12 protein-coding genes and 2 pseudogenes are annotated in these 17269 nt (G+C 64.7%); 12 read left to right on the top strand and 2 right to left on the bottom strand.

What is annotated here, in order from left to right; genetic code table 11:
* Positions 1-140: 140 nt before the first annotated feature.
* Positions 141-938: an IclR family transcriptional regulator gene (locus tag QCE69_RS07135; protein ID WP_309916211.1), complete on the bottom strand. Its 798-nt coding sequence runs from the start codon at positions 936-938 to the stop codon at positions 141-143.
* Between the two features lie 168 nt (positions 939-1106).
* Between QCE69_RS07135 and QCE69_RS07130 the strand changes: the two genes are divergently transcribed.
* From QCE69_RS07130 to QCE69_RS07095, 8 genes and pseudogenes are all read left to right on the top strand, one after another.
* Complete coding sequence (locus QCE69_RS07130; protein WP_309930077.1) at positions 1107-2090, top strand: hydroxymethylglutaryl-CoA lyase; 984 nt, start codon at positions 1107-1109, stop codon at positions 2088-2090.
* Positions 2087-3316, top strand: a complete 1230-nt coding sequence (locus QCE69_RS07125; protein ID WP_309930075.1) for a CaiB/BaiF CoA-transferase family protein — start codon at positions 2087-2089, stop codon at positions 3314-3316. The genes QCE69_RS07130 and QCE69_RS07125 overlap by 4 nt, the downstream gene beginning before the upstream one ends.
* Before the next feature lie 62 nt (positions 3317-3378).
* Positions 3379-4686 (top strand): MFS transporter, encoded by a 1308-nt coding sequence (locus tag QCE69_RS07120; RefSeq protein WP_309930073.1) that lies wholly within the window; start codon positions 3379-3381, stop codon positions 4684-4686.
* Between the two features lie 14 nt (positions 4687-4700).
* Positions 4701-5717 (top strand): amidohydrolase family protein, encoded by a 1017-nt coding sequence (locus QCE69_RS07115; protein ID WP_309930071.1) that lies wholly within the window; start codon positions 4701-4703, stop codon positions 5715-5717.
* Between the two features lie 219 nt (positions 5718-5936).
* Positions 5937-8024, top strand: a complete 2088-nt coding sequence (locus tag QCE69_RS07110) for a TonB-dependent receptor (RefSeq protein ID WP_309930069.1) — start codon at positions 5937-5939, stop codon at positions 8022-8024.
* A gap of 34 nt (positions 8025-8058) precedes the next feature.
* Positions 8059-9267 carry a zinc metallochaperone GTPase ZigA gene (gene zigA, locus QCE69_RS07105; protein WP_309916194.1) on the top strand — a complete coding sequence of 403 codons (1209 nt, stop codon included), beginning with the start codon at positions 8059-8061 and terminating at the stop codon, positions 9265-9267.
* Positions 9268-9323: 56 nt separating this feature from the next.
* Positions 9324-9790: pseudogene (locus tag QCE69_RS07100) on the top strand (response regulator); the annotation flags it as partial.
* An 11-nt stretch (positions 9791-9801) separates the two neighbouring features.
* Positions 9802-11225 (top strand): annotated as a pseudogene (locus tag QCE69_RS07095) (heavy metal sensor histidine kinase).
* A 172-nt stretch (positions 11226-11397) separates the two neighbouring features.
* On the opposite strand, the gene QCE69_RS07090 reads toward QCE69_RS07095, so the two are convergent.
* On the bottom strand, positions 11398-12045 hold the full coding sequence (locus QCE69_RS07090) for an FCD domain-containing protein (RefSeq protein ID WP_309930067.1): 648 nt from the start codon (positions 12043-12045) through the stop codon (positions 11398-11400).
* Between the two features lie 163 nt (positions 12046-12208).
* On the opposite strand from QCE69_RS07090, the gene QCE69_RS07085 reads away from it, so the two are divergent.
* Genes QCE69_RS07085 through QCE69_RS07070 form a run of 4 tightly spaced genes read left to right on the top strand, consistent with a single transcriptional unit; the run spans position 12209 to position 17269 of the window.
* Positions 12209-13993, top strand: coding sequence for a gamma-glutamyltransferase family protein (locus QCE69_RS07085; RefSeq protein ID WP_309930066.1), 1785 nt, complete (start codon positions 12209-12211; stop codon positions 13991-13993).
* Positions 13994-14015: 22 nt separating this feature from the next.
* Positions 14016-15413 carry an MFS transporter gene (locus QCE69_RS07080; RefSeq protein WP_309930064.1) on the top strand — a complete coding sequence of 466 codons (1398 nt, stop codon included), beginning with the start codon at positions 14016-14018 and terminating at the stop codon, positions 15411-15413.
* Positions 15414-15440: 27 nt separating this feature from the next.
* Complete coding sequence (locus QCE69_RS07075; RefSeq protein WP_309916185.1) at positions 15441-15959, top strand: GAF domain-containing protein; 519 nt, start codon at positions 15441-15443, stop codon at positions 15957-15959.
* A complete protein-coding gene (locus QCE69_RS07070) occupies positions 15956-17269 on the top strand; it encodes an MFS transporter (RefSeq protein WP_309930062.1) in 1314 nt (437 codons plus the stop codon). Before QCE69_RS07075 ends, QCE69_RS07070 begins: the two co-directional genes overlap by 4 nt.

Genomic DNA, 17269 nt, shown 5'->3' with positions numbered 1-17269 from the left:
GATAGTTCTGTTGTGCAGAACCGTGTTCTGCACAACAGCATGCGTATGGTAGTCGCGCGCCTCCGGAACGAGCGACTAGGGATAACACCAGCAAGCTTGCGTAGGGAGTGGGACGGCGACGGCTCGTCGTGGGGATCCCGCTAGCCGCCGCGATGGGTCGTGTCGTCGCGGTCGAAGCCGGCGATGCTCGCGTCGTAGCGCGCGGACATGCCGCCCAGCGCGGTCGTCGCCTGCTTGGCGCTGAGCAGCAGCGCCTTGAGCGCGGTGTCGATGGTGGCGGCGTCGCCGAATCGGCCCTTCGGTCCGGATACCGTCAGCGCGCCGGCGATCAGGCCGGTTGCATCGAATACCGGCACCGATGCCGACGTGGTCTCCGGATCGCGCTCGCCGTATGACACCGCGAACAATTGATCGCGCACATGATTCCAGCGCGGGTCCGACGCTTCGGTGAATGCCAGCAGCACTTTGCCGGAGGCGCCTTTGTCGATGGCGAATTCCTCGCCCACCCGGATCGCGACGCGTACGCTTCGCGTCGGCTCGACGCGATAGAGGACCAGGCGCTTGTCGCCCTGGCGGACATACAGCGAGGCGGTCTCGCCGAGATCCCGGCTCAGTTGCTGAAGGATGGGCTCGACCACCGGCCCTACCTGGAACGATCGCTGGTAAAGCGTGGCGAGCCGCAGCGGCTGATGTCCGATCGCATACTGCCCGTCGCTCAGCTTGCGTATGAAGCCGCCATGTTCGAGTGCGCCGAGCAGGCGCAGAACCGTGCTCTTGTACAAGCCAGTGCGGCGCGAGAGCTCCGTGAGGGTCAGCCGTTCGTCGGTCGGCCCGTAGGCATTGAGAATCGCAAACGCACGATCCAGGACCGCGACACCGCTGGATGTCTCCGGCGCGTCTTCCGATGGCGCTCCCTTGTCGGGCGCGGCTGTCGTCATTTCTGTTCCTCCCTGGCTATTCCGCCACTTTACAGTTCTGTAGAACAGAACTCAAATTCTGTTTATCTCGATTTAATCGGGTTTACCCATCTGCAACGCGTTCAGAATCACTTCTATAGTTCTTTCCAACAGAACCATGATCTATCAGATAGAACTTAGGAGTGAATCTTGGAACCTTCTACGCCCAGAATCCTGATCAGCGAAGTGGGTCCGCGCGACGGCCTGCAAAGCATCAAGAGCGTCATGCCAACGGCAGCCAAGCTGCGCTGGATCTCCGCGCTGGCAGCCGCCGGTTTGCAGGAGATCGAAGTGGGTTCGTTCGTTCCCGCCAGGCTGCTCCCGCAGATGGCCGACATACGCGAAGTGGTCGCGCATGCGCTGTCGCTGCCGGGGCTGCATGTGGCCGTACTCGTCCCGAACCTGCGCGGCGCGCAGGGCGCCTTCGAAGCGGGCGTTCACAAGCTGACGCTGCCGGTCTCGGTGACCGAGGAACACTCGATGGCGAACATCCGCAAGACGCCGGCGCAGATGATCGAAGAGGTTCGCCAGATCGTCGCATTGCGCGACGCGCAGTATCCGGGCGTGGAGATCGAGGCGGGTGTTTCGGTGGCGTTCGGCTGCACGCTTGCCGGCACGGTCACGGACGACCAGACCATGCGCATGTGCGTCGCGATGGCCAAGTGCGGCGTGGACGAGATCGGTCTCTCCGATACCAGCGGCTACGCGAACCCGGTCCAGGTACGCCGCCTGTTCCGCCGGCTGCAGTCTGAACTGGGCGCGAAGGCGGGCGGCGCGCACTTCCACAACACGCGCGGCCAGGGACTCGCCAACGTGGTCGCCGCGCTCGACGCCGGCGTCACCACGATCGACTCGAGCCAGGCCGGTCTCGGCGGCTGTCCTTATGCGCCGGGCGCGACCGGCAACATCGTCACCGAAGACCTCGCGTTCCTGCTGGAGGCCATGGGCTACAACACCGGCGTGGACATCGACAAGCTGATCGCCGCGCGCGCAATCCTCGCCGAAGCGTTGCCCGAAGAAGCGCTGTATGGACACGTCCAGGATGCCGGACTGCCGAAGGGCTTCGCCTATGCGGACGGACGCGCGCCGAGCGCGCCGCAACCGGAAGGCTGTCTGCTGGGAGCCGCGCAATGAGCGACGTGCAAGCGAATCAAACCCTGCCGTACAGCGGCGTGCGCGTCGTCGAGATGACGCACATGGTGATGGGGCCGACCTGCGGCATGGTGCTCGCGGATCTCGGCGCGGAAGTCATCAAGGTCGAACCGATCTCGGGCGACAGCACGCGCGCGCTGCGCGGCTCGGGCGCGGGCTTCTTCGGCACCTTCAATCGCAACAAGAAGAGCATCGCTGTCGATGTGAAGGACGCGCGCGGCATCGAGATCATGCACAAGCTGGTCGGCAGCGCGGACGTCTTCAGCGAGAACTTCAAGAGCGGCACGATGGACAAGCTGGGCCTCGGATATGCGGCGCTGGGCAAGCTCAATCCGCGGCTCGTCTATGTGTCGCACAAGGGCTTCCTGCCGGGACCGTACGATCACCGCACCGCGCTCGACGAAGTCGTGCAGATGATGGGCGGCCTCGCATACATGACAGGGCCGGAAGGGCGTCCGCTGCGCGCGGGCACGAGCGTCAACGACATCATGGGCGGCATGTTCGGCGCGATCGGCGCGATGGCGGCGCTGGCGCAGCGCGAACGCACGGGACGCGGACAGGAAGTGCAGAGCGCACTGTTCGAGAACAACGTGTTCCTGGTCGCGCAGCACATGATGCAGTACGCGGTGACGGGTCACGCGGCCTCGCCGATGCCCAGCCGCATTTCCGCCTGGGCCGTCTACGACGTGTTCTCCGTCAAGGATGGCGAACAGATTTTCCTGGCGGTCGTGTCCGATACGCAATGGGCGATCTTCTGCGACGCGTTCGGGCTGTCGGCGCTCAAGTCGGACGAGCGCATCGCGACCAACAATCAGCGCGTGCAGGCGCGCGACTGGCTGTTGCCGCAACTTCGCGAGCATATGGAAGCGTTCACGGCGGCGGAGATCAGCGCGGTGTTCGAGCGCTGCGGCTTGCCCTATGCGCCGATCACGAAGCCCCAGGACCTGTTCGACGATCCGCATCTGCTCGCGACCGGCGGACTCGCCGACGTGACCCTGCCCGCCGATGCCAGCGGCGCCGGCCAGGCCGTGTCCACCCGGACCGCGCTGCTGCCCCTGACGCTCGATGGTGAACGGCTGAGCTTGCGTGCAGCGCCGCCGTCGCTGGGGCAGGACACGCGCGCACTGCTCATGCAGCTCGGCTACACGACCGAGGCGCTCAGGCAGTTGACGGAAGCGGGCGTCGTCAAGTGCCAGGAATCGCCCTGAACGGGCCGAAGCACGACACCTCATTGCGCTGCACGAACAGCGCAGCCGACAGGAGACGACCCATGCGATCCCTTTCCTCCAACGTGGTCGCCGACCGTCCCGTCGATGCCACGCTCGAACAACAGGCAGTGAAGAAAGCTGCGTGGCGCTTCGTCCCGCTGCTCGCGCTCGCCTACTTCTTCAACTATCTTGACCGCACCAGCGTGGGCTTTGCCGCGCTGACGATGAATCATGATCTCGGCCTGACGGCCACGCAGTTCGGCTGGGGCGCGGGCATCATGTTCGCGGGCTATTGCGTCTGCGAAGTGCCGAGCAATCTTGCGCTGTATCGCTTCGGCGCGCGGCGCTGGCTTGCGCGCATCATGATCACGTGGGGCTTCTTCGCGGCCGCTACCGCGCTCGCCACCGGTCCCGCCAGTTTCTACGCGATCCGGCTGCTGCTCGGCATCGGCGAGGCGGGCTTCTTTCCCGGCGTGATCTTCTTCCTGGTCGTGTGGTTTCCGGCCAGCTACCGCACGCGCGTGCTCGCCTGGTTCACGGTGTCCACGCCGCTTTCGTCGCTCGTCGGCGCGCCGCTGTCGACCTGGCTGCTCTCGATGGACGGCGTCCTCGGGCTGGCGGGCTGGAAGTGGATGTTCATCGCGGAAGGTCTGCCCGCCTGCGTGCTCGGCTTTCTCGTGCTCCGGATGCTCGTGGATCGTCCCGCCGATGCGAAGTGGCTGTCGCCACAGGAACGCCAGGCCCTGCAGAACGCGTTCGATCGCGAAGGGGCGGCCAGTACCAAAAAGAAGGACTTCGGTGCGGCGCTGAAGGACGCGCGCACGTACATCCTCGCGCTGATTTCGTTCGGCTTCACGATGGGTTCGTACGGCATCGGCATCTGGCTGCCGCAGATGCTCAAGGCCCACGGCATGAGCATGACGGAGACGGGGCTGCTGTCGGCCGTGCCGTACTTCTTTGCGACCATCGCGCTGCTCTGGTGGGCGAGGCGGGTCGACCGGCGCGGCGCGCCCGTCGCGAATCTGGCGGCGGGTCTTTTGATCGGCGCCGCGACGCTCGGCATATCGACGCACTTTCATCAGTTGCTGCCTGCCATGAGCGGAATCACGCTGGCGCTGATCGGAACGATTGCGGGACGCACGATCTTCTATACGCTGCCGAACCGCTTTCTCTCCGGCCAGGCGGCGGCCGGCGGCCTGGCGCTGATCAATTCGATCGGCGCGCTCGGCGGCTTTGCCGGGCCCTATCTCGTCGGCTATCTCAAGGACAGCTTCGGCACGTTCACGGCGGGCATGATCGGCTTGTCGGCGGTGCTGTTCGTCACGACCCTGCTGACGCTCTCGCTCTATGCCTTCAAGTCGGAACGGTGAGGAACGCGCGCATCGTGAGCACGACAGGCAACTACCTTCCCGTTCGCGCTTCGTGGCTCGCCACGGGCACCGAGGCGGCGCTCGAACCGGACATGCCGATCATCGACGCGCACCATCATTTCTATGAGCGCGCCGGATGGACCTATCTTCCCGATGACTATCTCGAGGACATCGGGTCAGGGCACAACCTCACGGCGTCGGTGTACATGCAGGCGCTGACGCGGTATCGAAAAGACGGGCCCGAGGCGATGCGTCCGGTCGGCGAGATCGACTACGTGGTCAAGGCCACCGCGCCCTTGCAGGAAGGCAAGCGGCAGATCGCGAAGGGGATCGTCGGGTATGCGGATCTAAGACGCGGCAGTGCGGTGCGGGACGTGCTAGAAGCTGGATTGGAGGCAGGCGAGGGCCGTCTGCGCGGCGTGCGGCATCTGGTCACCTGGGATGCCGACCCGACGCTCGTGAATCCCATATCGGCCGCTCCGCAAGGCTTGCTGCTCGATGCGGCGTATCGGGCGGGCGTGGCGCAACTGGATGCCCTTGGCCTGTCCTGCGACGCCTGGCTCTTTTTCACCCAACTGCCCGAACTGTTCGATCTGGCGAAGGCGTTTCCTCGCACGCCGTTCATCGTCAATCATTGCGGCGGCATCGTGCGGATTGCCCGTTACGCGGACCCGCGCAAGGAAGTGTTCGACCGGTGGTCCCGTTCCATGCGCGCACTGGCGCAATTGCCCAATGTGTTCGTGAAGCTGGGCGGCCTGGGCATGCGGATCAACGGCTTCGATTTCGAGAAGGGCGCGCGGCCGCCTTCATCCGTTGAATTGGCGGAAACCTGGGCGCCGTGGATGCACACCTGCATCGACGCGTTCGGCGCAGATCGCTGCATGTTCGAAAGCAATTTTCCGGTCGACAAGGGTTCGTATCCCTTCAGCAACGGCTGGAATGCGTTCAAGCGCCTGACCGCTCAGGCCAGCCCATCGGAACGCGAAGCGCTGTTTCGCGGCACCGTGAGCCGCGTGTATCGACTCGATTGACCTTCTGCACGTCCGACGCAGTGCGCCGTTTGAGCCTCGACGGCGTGTTCCGCCGTGAAGACATAACTTTACGTCCTTAATGCAACAATATATCATTGCGACCGCGACGTCACGGCGTGCCCCCGTTCGACGTCAAAATCTTGCCCGCTGTGCGCAACGATATATTGTTGCGTCACCTGCGCGAACGGCATCAAAACGAAATCAAATCCAGAAACCACCGTGAAAAAAGACCTGAAACGCCTGTCGCAACGTGCATTGCGCTTTTCCCCGCTGTCGCTCGCCTGTTTCGCACTCGCGGCGCAAGCCCAGCAGGATGCGGCGACCACGGCAACGTCGGTGCCGGGCGGCGCGCTTGCGCCGGTGTTCGTCACCGCCAATCCGCTCGGCGATACGGATCTCATCGCGCCCGCGACCGCTCTCTACGGCGATGAACTGACGCGCAGGCAGACCAATTCGCTGGGCGAGACGCTCAACGGTCTACCGGGCGTCTCCACAACGACCTACGGACCGATGGTCGGCCGCCCGATCATCCGCGGCATGGACGGCGACCGCATCCGCATTCTGCAGAACGGCGTGGCGGCGTGGGACGCCTCGTCGCTCTCCTACGATCACGCGGTGCCGCAGGAGCCGCTGACCATCGAGCGGGTCGAGATCGTGCGCGGGCCGGCGGCGCTGCTGTACGGCGGCAATGCGATCGGCGGAGTGGTGAATACGATCGACAACCGCATTCCGCGCGAGCCGATCAAGGGCGTGGACGGCGCAGTCGACGCCAGTTACGGCGGCGCCAACAACGCCCGTGCAGGCGAAGCGATGGTCGAAGGCGGCAATGGACAATTCAATTTCCACGTCGATGCCTTCGACCGCGAAACCAGAAAGGAGCGCATTCCGGGCTTCGCGCATTCGGACCGCCAGCGCGCGCTCGATGGCCCCGACGCCGACGAGGCCTATGGCAGCATCCCGAACAGCGATGGCCGCTGGCATGGCGGCGCGGTGGGCACGTCGTACACTTGGGCCGATGGCTACGCGGGCCTGTCCTACAACGGCTACGAAGCGAACTATGGCTCCGTCGCCGAGGACGATGTGCGGCTGCGCATGCATCAGGATCACGTCGCGTTCGCGTCGGAAGTGCGCAACCTTCAGGGACCGTTCTCGCAACTGAAGTTCGACTTCGGCTACACCGACTACGAGCACAAGGAAATCGACAACGGCGAGACCGGCACGACGTTCCGCAACCACGGCTACGAGGCGCGCCTCGAAGCGCGCCACAAGAAGATCGGGCCGCTGGAAGGATCGATCGGCGTGCAGTTCAGCCAGAACACCTTCTCCGCGCTCGGCGACGAAGCGCTCGTGCCGACTACGCAGACCACCAACGTCGCACTGTTCGGTCTCGAGGAATGGAAGGTCACCGACCGCCTCACGCTGAGCGCCGGCGCGCGTTACGAACATGTGAGCCAGGATCCGACCGCGGCGGGCAACGACAAGTTCGCGAGCGCGACCACGCGCGATTTCAACACCGTGAGCGCCTCGCTCGGCGCGCTCTACAAGCTGACGCCCGTATGGTCCGTCGCGGGCGATGTCGCCTACACGGAACGCGCGCCCGCGCTCTACGAACTCTTCGCCAACGGCCCGCATGATGCAACAGGACAGTATCTGATCGGCAATCCGGAGGCGCAGAAGGAGAAGGCGGTGTCGGCGGACCTGTCGCTGCGTTTCGCGAGCGGTCCGAACAAGGGCAGCATCGGCGTCTTCTACAGCCGCTTCCGGAACTACCTCACCGAGTACAACACGGGCCGTCTCGTCGATGACGACGATCAGGTCGTCGCGCCCGGCACCGATGACGCCCTCAACGAAGCGGTGTATCGCGGCGTTCGCGCGGAGTTCTACGGCATCGAATGGGACAGCAAGTGGCGCGTCTTCGAACATGGCGCGCACACGGTCGATTTCTCGCTGGTCGGCGACTACACGCACGCCCGCAACATGGACACCGGTTCGCCGTTGCCGCGCATCTCGCCGCTGCGCGCGACCGTCGCGCTGGACTATGGCTATGGGCCCTTCGGCGCGCGCGCCGAGATGCAGCATGCGTGGGCGCAGCATCGTGTGCCGGAAGACGATCTGCCGACGGCCAGCTACACGAAGCTGGGCGTGATCCTCACCTACAAGTTCCACGTCGGCAGCACGCACTGGCTCGCCTATGTGCGCGGCGACAACCTGACGAATCAGGACATCCGTTACGCCAGTTCGGTCGTGCGCGATATCGCGCCGGAGGGCGGCCGCAGCGTCATGGTCGGCGTGCGCACGACGTTCTGATGCGCGCCGCGCGCCATCCATCAAAGGAGCAAGCATGGACTCAAGACTTCCGGTCACCGTTCTTTCGGGCTTCCTGGGCGCGGGCAAGACGACGCTGCTCAACCACATCCTGAACAACAGGGAAGGGCGGCGCGTCGCGGTCATCGTCAACGACATGAGCGAGGTGAACATCGATGCCGCGCTGGTTCGCAACGGCGGCGCGCAGCTGTCGCGCACCGATGAAAAGCTGGTCGAGATGAGCAACGGCTGCATCTGCTGCACGTTGCGCGAGGACCTGCTGCTGGAGGTGAACCGGCTCGCGAAGGAAGGGCGCTTCGATCAGCTCGTGATCGAATCGACGGGTATCTCCGAGCCGCTGCCGGTCGCGGAGACCTTCACCTTCGCCGATGAAAGCGGCCAGAGCCTGTCCCACGTCGCGCGTCTCGATACCATGGTCACCGTGATCGACGGCTTCAACTTCCTGCGCGACTACAGTTCGCAGGAGAGCCTGCATGCGCGTGGCGAATCGCTGGGCGAGGACGATCACCGCACGGTGGTCGATCTGCTGATCGAGCAAGTGGAGTTCTGCGATGTCATCGTGCTCAACAAGATCGATCTGATCGACGACGAAAGTTGTGAACGCCTGAAAGCGATTCTGCGCGGGCTGAATCCGCGTGCGCGAATCGAAGTGTCGGCGTTCGGCTCCGTGCCGCTCGACCGCGTGCTGGACACGAAGCTGTTCGATTTCGAGGAAGCCGCCGATGCGCCCGGATGGCTCAGGGAGATGCGCGGCGAACACACGCCGGAAACGGAGGAATACGGGATCCGCAGCTTTGCATGGCGCGCACGCCGGCCGATGCATCCGCAGCGGTTCTGGGACCTCGTCAATGGCGAATGGCCGGGCGTCGTGCGTTCGAAGGGCTTTTTCTGGCTCGCCAGCCGGCCGACGTATGCCGGGTCTTGGTCGCAGGCGGGCGCGGTGTGCCGTCACGGTGCGGCGGGATTGTGGTGGGCTGCGGTACCCAAGGAGCACTGGCCGGCTGATCCGGATACCCTTCAGTCGATCGAGAAGGCGTGGCATCCGGAAGTCGGCGATGCGCGGCAGGAGATGGTCCTGATCGGCATTGAGATGGACGAGGCCGGGTTGCGGCAGCGGCTCGATGCCTGCTTGCTGACGGATGCGGAAATGGCTCGAGGACCGGCGGCCTGGCTTCGGTTTGCGGATCCGTTTCCGGCCTGGGGCGGTGCGTCTGAATCCTTGTGATACCGCTGTTCCACGCGGACAGTCGCACTCCCGGGACTGTTCTTGAAGCCCGGCGCTTGCCGGGCTTTTTTTCCGCGGGTTGCGGGCTATTGATCGTCGAAGACGAGCAGAAGGCGGGGGCGTACATCCGGAAAGGCCTCGAGGAAGCGGGGCTATTCGGTCGATGCCGTGAACGACGGCGCGGAAGGCCTCATTCTCGCCACGGAGGAAAACTACGACGTCATCGTGCTCGACGTCATGCTGCCGACCATGGACGGCTGGACCGTCATCAAGAACCTGCGCGAATCGAAGTCCGCGCCCGTGCTCTTTCTCACCGCGCGTGACGACGTGGATGATCGCGTGCGCGGCTTCGAACTTGGCGGCGACGACTATCTCGTCAAGCCGTTTGCCTTCGTCGAACTCCTCGCGCGCGTGCGGGCGCTCGCGCGTCGCGGACCCGCCCGCGAGACCGACCTGATCTCGGTGGCGGACCCTCGGTATCGACGTCATGCGCCGCAAGGTCAGGCGCGCGGGCAAGCGCATCGCGCCCGCTCGCTGACCACGACGCTCGCCGTGTTCGGCATCGTCGGCAGCTTCGTGTACCTGGCGCTGGAGCGTCAGGTGCGCGTGCAGGACGATCTCGACATCGTGCTGGCCGCGCAGCACACGCGCAGGCTCGTCGAGGAACTCTCCGGCTACGCGGATATCGGCCGCTATCAGGAACGCCTGGAAAGCCAGGTGCCCGGCAACAAGCGCTGTCCCTGAAGATCGCGGATCACGCGGGCCACGTGCTCGTGCAGCACAACCTGAGTGCCGCGCTGTCGTCCGTGAAAGGGCCCCTACTTGCCGTGCCGGTCGACGACACCATCAGCGACAGCGCCATCGTTGCCACGAGCACCGCGAACGACGAACCGGTGCGCGCACTGGCCGTCGACGCGCGCCTGAAGGACGGCAGCACGGTGACCATCGTGATACTGCGCAACATGCGCGATCGCTGGCTGTTGCTGGACCGTTACCGCGACAGGCTGCATCCGGCGGGCGTGGCGGGTGTCATGCTCACGTTCGCGATGGGCTTCTTTCTCGTGCGGCGCGCGCTGCGTCCGTTGTCGGAGATGGCGCGCAGTGCGGCCACGGTGACCTTGGAAAACCTGAATACGCGGATTGCGATGGACCGCGTGCCGGCGGAACTGGAGCCGCTGATCGCGGCACTCAATCGCAAGCTGGCGGGGGCGGGAAGCCAGCTTCCAGCGCATGTCGCGATATACCGCCGATCTGGCGCACGACATGCGTACGCCGCTTGCCAACGTGCGCGGCGCGACCGAAGTGGCGCTGGCGCGTCCGCGCTCGGCCGACGAATATCAGACGCTGCTCGCGTCGAATCTCGAAGAGTGCGACCGGCTCTCGCGCATGATCGAGAACGTGCTCTTCCTGGCGCGCGCGGAACATCCGCAGTTCGCGAAGAACATGCGCGTGTTCGACGTCAGGGACGAGCTGCAGCGTATCGCGGGTATTTCGAAGGCCTCGCTGATGACGCCGGCGTGCGCATCGTCGCGACAGGTGCAGGACAGGTGCGCGCCGATGTCGAACTGTTCAGGCGCGCGGTCAGCAATCTGCTGGCCGATGCCGTGCGCCATACGCCGCGCGCTGGCGTCACCACGCTATCCGTCCATGCCGATCGCGTATTCCTTCGCGCGTGCGTGGAGAACGAAGGCGCGCCTATCGATGCAGGCTTGCTCGAACGCATCTTCGACCGCTTCTATCGTGTCGATCCTTCGCGGATGGCGTCCGATGCGACGCCGGGTTCGGCGGGCCTCGGCCTCGCCATCATGCGCAGCATCATGGAGCTGCACGGCGGCCGCGTCCACGCCGAGAGAAATGCGCGCAGCACACGCTTCATCCTGTCCATTCCGCAGACCGGCTTGATATCAATTCCGCAATCGGGTCGTCAGACTCGCATCAACACCCGAATCGCACAATGAATTCGACGTTGCAGCCATGACGGCGCGGCGTCGGAGGGCAGCGTGCAATCCCGCACGCCCTTCCGCACGGATTGAAGAGAGGGCGATGAAAAAGCTCATTCCGCTACCCGCCCGAAGACGGGGTGTCGGCGAATGCCCGCCTGATGTCATGGGCGGCGCAGGCAGCCATCCGTCACAGCGGCATTCTCCACTGCACATTCAGCAAGTGTTCCCGCATGCGTGACCCTGCGGTCACGCCGTCGCGTTCCATCATCGCGCTGACGATCGCTTGATGCTGCAAAGCGAAGTGCCTGCGCGTTTCCTGATCCGCGGTCTTTTCACGCAGGTTCGGCTTCATGCGCATGCTGTTCACCACATCCATCAGCGCGATGATCGAAGGGTTGCGCGTGGCCTGCGCGATCAGCAAATGGAATCGATGATCCCATTGCTGCCACTCCTCGTCATCATTCGCCATCGCATTGCGGCGCGCGCACTTCTCCAGCTCCGCAAGATCCTCTGGACTCGCCTTGCGCGCAGCCAGCTCGACGAAAGCGGGCTCGAGCACAAGCCTCATCTCGGCGATATCCGCGGGACTTGCGCCCGCCCGCAAGCTGCGTAGCGACGCCGTAAATCTCAAGGGGCGCGCGCCGAGATACGTGCCTCGCCCGACCCCGCGCCACACCCGCCCAGCCGCTTCCAACGATGCCAGCGCAGCACGCAGATCGCGCCGGCTGAGCGCAAGCGCTTCAGCGAGCTTGCGCTCAGCCGGCAACACGTCGCCATCCTTCAGGCCGCTTTGCGCAATGTAGTCGAGCAGCATGTCGAGTGCGGGCTTTTCCATGATCGATCCAGATGAACCATTGATTATTGGTTCAAGCGTATCACGAACCTCGTACAGGGTGCCATTTGCGAAGTTTTTAATGGTGAAGTACGCTAAATGCAGTCACAGAAAATCCTCGTAAAAGCGAACCAATAATGATTGGTTCACAGGACGGAACCTGCAAATGGCCTTCACGACACGACCTGAACTCATCGGCACCTTCGGCATGGCCGCATCGACGCACTGGCTCGCGAGCGCCTCCGCGATGGCGGTGCTGGAAAAAGGCGGGAATGCCTTCGACGCCGCCGCTGCCGCCGGCTTCGTGCTGCAGATCGTCGAGCCTCACCTGAACGGACCGGGCGGCGAGTTGCCGGCCATCTTCTACAGCGCGAAAGAGGACCGCGTGCGCGTGCTGTGCGGTCAGGGCGTGACGCCCGCCGCCATGACCATCGGGCGCATGAGAGAACTGGGTCTTACCGTGATGCCCGGCACCGGCCTGTTGCCGGCGGTCGTACCGGGGGCGTTCGGCGGCTGGATGACCATGCTGCGTGACTACGGCCAGTTGCCGCTCGAAGACGTACTGAGCTATGCGATCGGCTACGCGGAGAACGGTTATCCGGTACTGCCGCGCATGGCGTCGTCGATCCTCGCGATCCAGGACTTCTTCAAGAGCGAATGGCATACGTCCGCCGAACAATGGCTGCGCGATGGCGAAGCGCCCAGGCCGAATCATCTGTTCGCGAACCCGGCCATCGCCAACACCTACAAGCGCATCCTGCGCGAAGCCGGCACGCAGCGTGACCGCGCCGAACAGTGCGAGCGGGCGCGGACAGCGTTCTATCGTGGCTTCGTCGCGGATACGATCGACCAGTATTTCCGTTCGACCGATGTGCTCGATACCTCGGGCCAGCGCAATCGCGGCCTGCTCGATGCATCCGATCTCGCGCGCTGGGAAGCGACCTACGAAGACGCGGTCTCGTACGACTATGCCGGCTTCACGGTGCACAAGACCGGGCCATGGGGACAAGGCCCGATGTTCCTGCAACAGCTCGCGCTGCTGAAGGGCTTCGATCTCGCGGGCATGGACCCGCTCGGCCCGGACTTCGTGCATACGGTGATCGAATGCGCGAAGCTTGCCTTCGCCGATCGCGACGTGTACTACGGCGACCCGAACTTCGCGGACGTCCCCATCGACACGCTGCTGAGCGACGCCTACAACGATGCACGCCGCCGCCAGATCGATCCGCAGCGCGCATCGTTCGAATTCCGTCCCGGCCCTTTGTTCGACAGCGAGGTGCGTGCCGCGAAGATTCTCGCCCACGCGGGCCGTCAGCAGCCGGGCGGCTTCGGTCAGGGCGAACCGACCTTCGCGCCGTTGCCCGAGCTGCGCGGCGACACGGTGCATCTGGATGTCGTGGACCGCTGGGGCAACATGGTGTCGGCCACGCCATCGGGCGGCTGGCTGCAGGCATCGCCGGCGGTGCCGGGGCTGGGCTTCAACATCACCACGCGCGGCCAGATGTTCTGGATGGAAGAGGGCTTGCCCTCATCCCTCGGGCCGGGACGCAGGCCACGCACGACGCTCTCGCCCACGCTCGTCACGCGCGGCGGCAAGCCTTACGCCGCGCTCGGCACGCCGGGCGGCGATCAGCAGGATCAATGGTCGTTGCAACTGTTCCTGCGACACGCGCACTTCGCGATGAACCTTCAAGCCGCCGTCGATGCGCCGTCGTTCCAGACCGCGCACTTTCCCGGCTCGTTCTATCCGCGCGAGATCCAGTTGGGGAAGATGTCTGCCGAAGCCAGTTTCCCGCAAGCGACGCTCGACGCGCTGCGGGCGCGCGGCCACGATCTCACGGTGGCCGAACCATGGTCGCTCGGACGCGTGTGCGCGGTCGGCATCCGCAACGGGCTCATGCGCGGCGCGGCCACGCCGCGTCAGATGCAGGCTTACGCCATCGGGCGCTGACCATCAACGGGAAACTCACATCATGTCCGCTGTCGCCGCGCGCCTCGAACGGCTGCCTTTATCCGGCTTTCACCGCAAGCTCCTGATCATCGGCGGCATGGGTTATCTGTTCGACGGCCTCGATTCGTCGTCGCTCGCGTTCCTGCTTCCGGTCGTCAGCAAGCTGTGGAACCTGACCAGTGCGCAGACCGGACTGGTCGCGAGCAGTACCTATATCGGCTACTTCTTCGGCGCGTTTTTGTCGGGCGTGCTCGCGGACGTGATCGGCCGCCGCCGCATCATGATGAGCGCGCTCGCCATCTATTGCGTGGCGTCGCTCGCGAGCGCCACCGCGCAGGACTGGCATACGTTCTTCGCGCTGCGCATCGTCGCGGGCTTCGGCTCGGGCGCGGAGACGGTGGTGATCGCGCCGTTTCTCGCGGAGTTCGTGCCGCGCCGCTATCGCGGCATGTTCTGCGGCGCACTGGTCGGCTTCATGTCGTTCGGCTATCTGAGTTCGTCGATTCTCGGCTATACCGTCGTGCGTAACTTTCCGGACGGCTGGCGTTATCTCGCCGTCATCACCGCGCTGCCCGTGGTGATGCTGCTGTGGTGGCGCCGCACGCTGCCTGAATCGGCGCGCTGGATGGAAAGCCAGGGACGCACCGCCGAAGCCGATAGCGTCGTCGATGAAATCGAAGCCTGGTATGCGCGACGCGGCATCGCGCTTGCACCGCTCTCGTCGGTCAGCGCCATCCCGTCCGCCGCGAAGAGCAGCGGCAGCGCGTGGTTCAATGTGAAGTCGCTGTGGTCGAAGCGGCTTGCGGGCACCACCGCCGTCAGCTGGCTCATGTGGTTCGCGGTGGCCTTCGCGTACTACTCGTTCTTCTCGTGGATTCCCAGCCTGCTGGTCAAGGAAGGACTGACGATGACGAAGAGCTTCGGCTTCTCCATCGCCATCTATGGCGCCCAGATACCGGGTTATTTCTCGGCGGCGTGGCTCAACGAGAAGATCGGCCGCAAGGGCGTGGTCGCGTCCTACATGACGCTTGGCGGCATCGCGGCCATCATGCTGTCGCTGTCGCATACCGGGCCGCAGATCATCGCGGCAGGCATCGCGCTGTCGTTCTTCATGAACGGCGCGTTCGCGGGCGTCTACGCCTACACGCCCGAGATTTTCCCGACTTCCGTCCGGACCACCGGCACGGGTTCGTCGTCGTCCTTCGGGCGCATCGGATCCGTCAGCGCGCCGATTCTGGTCGGCATCGTGTATCCCGCATTCGGCTTCTTCGGCGTATTCGCGATGACCACGGCCGTGCTGCTCGCGGGCGCGTGCGTGGTCTTCTTTCTGGGCATCGAAACGCGCAACCGCTCGCTCGAAGACATTGAAGTCAACGGCGACGTCGACAACGAGGCACGCGAAAGTCTCGCGCGCAGCTAGCAAGTTCCTTCAAAAGACTTCACTTTCATGCGCCCTGTTCAGTCACATGATCTGCAACGCCTCGCGCTCGCCATGCGCGAGCCCGCTCAACCGCTCACGTTGTTCAGAACCGTCGAGGCAGTCGCGGCCGAGACCATCGGCTTCCGTCTGCTCACGATCATGGCTTACGACGCAAGCCGTCACGAAGTGCAACGCCTGCATACCAACATGCCCGACGTCTATCCGGCCGGCGGCCGCAAGAAGAAGCAGGGCACCGCGTGGGCGACGCGGGTGCTCCATGAATTGAGACCTTTTCGCGGCGAAACCGCGCAGGATATCCGCAACGCCTTCGACGATCATTCGGTGATGGCCGACATGGGCCTGGGCTCGATCCTCAACATTCCGATTGCCTATGACGGCGTGTGCGTCGGCACGATGAACCTCACCCACGTCGAACACTGGTACACGAGCGATCACGAAGACGTGGGCCTGCTGCTCGGCGCGTTCCTCGCGCCCGCGCTGATCGCGCACGCGGCGCGCGGCGCGCAAGAGGAGCCGCGCGCATGAACGGCGCAGCGTCTGACCGCCGCCGCTGGCTGATCGTCTTCGCGCTCGGTTATCTCGCGCTGCTGGTGGATGGCGCAGACGTGATGATGTATGGCCTCACGCTCACGCGCATCAAGAGCGAGTTCGGTCTGAGCAACGTCGAGGCGGGCGCGCTCGGCAGCCTGACGCTGGCCGGCATGGCCGTGGGCGGCATACTCGGCGGCTGGGCCAGCGACACGCTTGGCCGCGTGCGCGTGGTGGTGTGGGCGCTCGCGCTGTTCTCGCTCGGCGCGGGCCTGCTTGGGTTCACGCACAGCTTCTGGCAGTTCGCAGCGGTGCGCTTCGTCAGTTCGCTGGGCATCGGCTGCATGGTGCTGGTGAGCACGCTCGTTGCGGAGTATGTGCCGACCGAGCGCCGCTCGTTGATACTCGGCATGCTGCAGACGGGGGTGTCGGCGGGGTATATCGTCGTCATCGCGTTGAGCAACTGGATCCTGCCGCACTACGGCTGGCGCATGTTGTTCTATGTCGCGACGATCCCCGTTCTGCTCGCCCTGGCGATTCACTGGTTCGTGCCCGAGCCGCCGGGCTGGCGCGCGAGCGTATCCCTGCAACGCGCCCCGCGTGAGCGCCGCGCCTGGCGCGAGAACCGCTACTACCTGATCTTCTCGGATCACGAAGCACGCAAGATGTTCGTCCTCTGGGCGCTCGCATCCGTGTTCGCGCTGTCCGGCTTCTACGGCCTCAACAACTGGCTGCCGACCTACCTGGAGCAGGAACTGCACGTGCGCTTCAGTTCGATGGCGGGCTACATGATCGGCACCTATGTGGTGGCATTCATCGGCAAGATCTTCGCGGGCTGGCTCGGCGATGTCTGGAGCCGGCGCGGCATGTATGTGATCGGCTGCATCGGTGCGGCGCTGTTCCTGCCCGTCATCATCTTCCTGCACACGCGCGAGAACATCATGGTCCTGATGCTGTTCTTCGGCTTCCTGTACGGCGTGCCGCTCGGCACGATGGGCGCGTTCATGTCAGAGAGCTTCGCCACGCGCATTCGCGGCACGGCGGTCGGCGGCTCGTATAACGTCGGGCGCTTCTGCTCGGGCGCAGCGCCGGTCCTGATCGGTTATGTCGCGACACAATTCTCGTTCGGCATGGGCTTCCTGCTGGTGGGCGCGGTCTTCTTCCTGAGCGGCGTGTGCACGCTGTTCATTCCCGACCGGCTTTACGACACGAGCGCGCAGGACCCCGCCGACCTGTCCCCGCCGGATCAGCGCGGACGATTGATTGAGGCGCGATCGCCGGATCTCGTTCAGGCCGCGAAACGCTGA

Source organism: Caballeronia sp. LZ032 (assembly GCF_031451315.1).
GTDB lineage: Bacteria > Pseudomonadota > Gammaproteobacteria > Burkholderiales > Burkholderiaceae > Caballeronia.
This window is presented reverse-complemented; position numbering and strand designations above follow the sequence as displayed.

Bases quoted from the DNA above. Each gene is read 5' to 3' on its own strand.
- QCE69_RS07120 (WP_309930073.1), top strand. From the start codon at position 3,379: ATGCGATCCCTTTCCTCCAACGTGGTCGCCGACCGTCCCGTCGATGCC.
- QCE69_RS07085 (WP_309930066.1), top strand. From the start codon at position 12,209: ATGGCCTTCACGACACGACCTGAACTCATCGGCACCTTCGGCATGGCC.
- QCE69_RS07090 (WP_309930067.1), bottom strand. From the start codon at position 12,045: ATGGAAAAGCCCGCACTCGACATGCTGCTCGACTACATTGCGCAAAGC.
- QCE69_RS07125 (WP_309930075.1), top strand. From the start codon at position 2,087: ATGAGCGACGTGCAAGCGAATCAAACCCTGCCGTACAGCGGCGTGCGC.
- QCE69_RS07135 (WP_309916211.1), bottom strand. From the start codon at position 938: ATGACGACAGCCGCGCCCGACAAGGGAGCGCCATCGGAAGACGCGCCG.
- QCE69_RS07075 (WP_309916185.1), top strand. From the start codon at position 15,441: ATGCGCCCTGTTCAGTCACATGATCTGCAACGCCTCGCGCTCGCCATG.
- zigA (WP_309916194.1), top strand. From the start codon at position 8,059: ATGGACTCAAGACTTCCGGTCACCGTTCTTTCGGGCTTCCTGGGCGCG.
- QCE69_RS07080 (WP_309930064.1), top strand. From the start codon at position 14,016: ATGTCCGCTGTCGCCGCGCGCCTCGAACGGCTGCCTTTATCCGGCTTT.
- QCE69_RS07070 (WP_309930062.1), top strand. From the start codon at position 15,956: ATGAACGGCGCAGCGTCTGACCGCCGCCGCTGGCTGATCGTCTTCGCG.